This is a genomic window from Bacillus sp. 16GRE42, from assembly GCF_019837435.1.
Lineage (GTDB): Bacteria > Bacillota > Bacilli > Bacillales > Bacillaceae_G > Bacillus_A > Bacillus_A wiedmannii.
The window spans coordinates 1-1,476 of the sequence record NZ_JADAXF010000024.1; the positions used below are offsets into that span (position 1 = coordinate 1).

Below are 1,476 nucleotides of genomic sequence, written 5' to 3' on the forward strand. Positions count from 1 at the left end.
TAATAATCTTAAAGAAGAAAAAAGATGAAATAGAGACTATTTAAAATGAATTTTGAACGATAATGCCATAAAAGATAATAAAGTAATACATTTAAATATTAGTTTAAGGTAAGAATTACCTTTTTGTATTAATTGAGCCGTGGAATGACTAAAATATTTTACTTTTTATATGAAACCGTTATGTGGAAAATAGCTATTTTAGTTGTTTTTCATTTTTAAAGGATTTTACATAAGAAAAAATCTATAATTAAGATAGTTAACATATATTTTTTGATGGGTGTGGGGGATTATGAAAGAAATATGCATGTTATTAGTGGCTGTTATATTATGGGGGACAGCCATTGCGCCAACAAAGTGGGCATTAGAATCTATTCAGCCATTTACTTTGTTATTTATTCGCCTTTTCTTAGCTGGTGGAATTTGTTTACTATTCTCATTTAAACAATTAAAAAGATCAGTTGTACATAAACAAGTCCCGTGGAAAAGAATGAGTTTACTATCTTTTACTGGTGTAGCTGGGTACTTTATGTTCACATCCTACGGTATTTCTTTAACGAGTGGATTGCATGTTAGTATTATTGATGCTGCTTTACCTTTAGTTACAATTCTTTTTTCAGCGTTCTTTTTGAAAGAAAAAATTCAGCTTAATTATTGGATCGGTATTGTATTGGGGGCTATCGGAGTACTTCTTATTACAATTCCATCTAGTAATGTCGATCAAGAAGTATCTTTAATAGGAGATATCCTTATTTTATTAAGCACGTTCTTATTTGCTTTCTATACAGTATTGCTGAAACGACCAAAACAAGAACAGTATCTATCAAACAAGGTTTTTACAACATTAACTTTAATTATTGGAGCTGTTATTCTATTACCATTTGCAATGGCAGAAACTTTTTATTACGGTCTTCCAAAGATTGAAACGTGGAAGGTTGGACTAAGTGTAATATATCTTGTTATTGGGGCAACAATTTTAGCGTATTGGTTTTGGAATAGAGCATTAGAGACAGTCTCGGCATCAGTAAGTGGATTATATTTAAATGCGTTACCGTTAATAAGTATTGTTGCTTCAATTGTTCTATTAAATGAATCTTTGACGTGGAGAATAGTAATAGGTGGTAGCTTAGTTTTATTCGGAGTGATATGGGCGGATAAACGTAAATTAATTGATTTATTTATATCGGGCGATCGAAATGTTAAAGAGAATGAAGAATGTTAAAGTGTATAAGAGTATGTATAGAGTGTTTAATGAAAAGGACGCCTTGTATGTAATAGGATGTCCTTTTCATTACTTTCATTGAATGAGAGAAATTAAATAACTGAAACTCATATGGAAAATACCTTTGGAATTATTTTTATTATTAATTGAATAAAAGGTATTGACGATTAGAGTATAGAGGTGTAATATAGAACAAGTCGCCGATGCAATAACGCAGAACGCGGCAAACAAAATGAAAAACTTAGTTGACATTAACT

At 30.5% G+C, this 1,476-nt stretch carries 1 protein-coding gene; it reads left to right on the forward strand.

Features of this window, described 5'->3' with window-relative positions; genetic code table 11:
* Positions 1-289: 289 nt before the first annotated feature.
* The gene (locus ILS93_RS28400; protein WP_064475996.1) at positions 290-1,219 is read left to right on the forward strand and encodes a DMT family transporter; all 930 of its coding nucleotides are present in this window, start codon (positions 290-292) and stop codon (positions 1,217-1,219) included.
* Positions 1,220-1,476 lie beyond the last annotated feature (257 nt).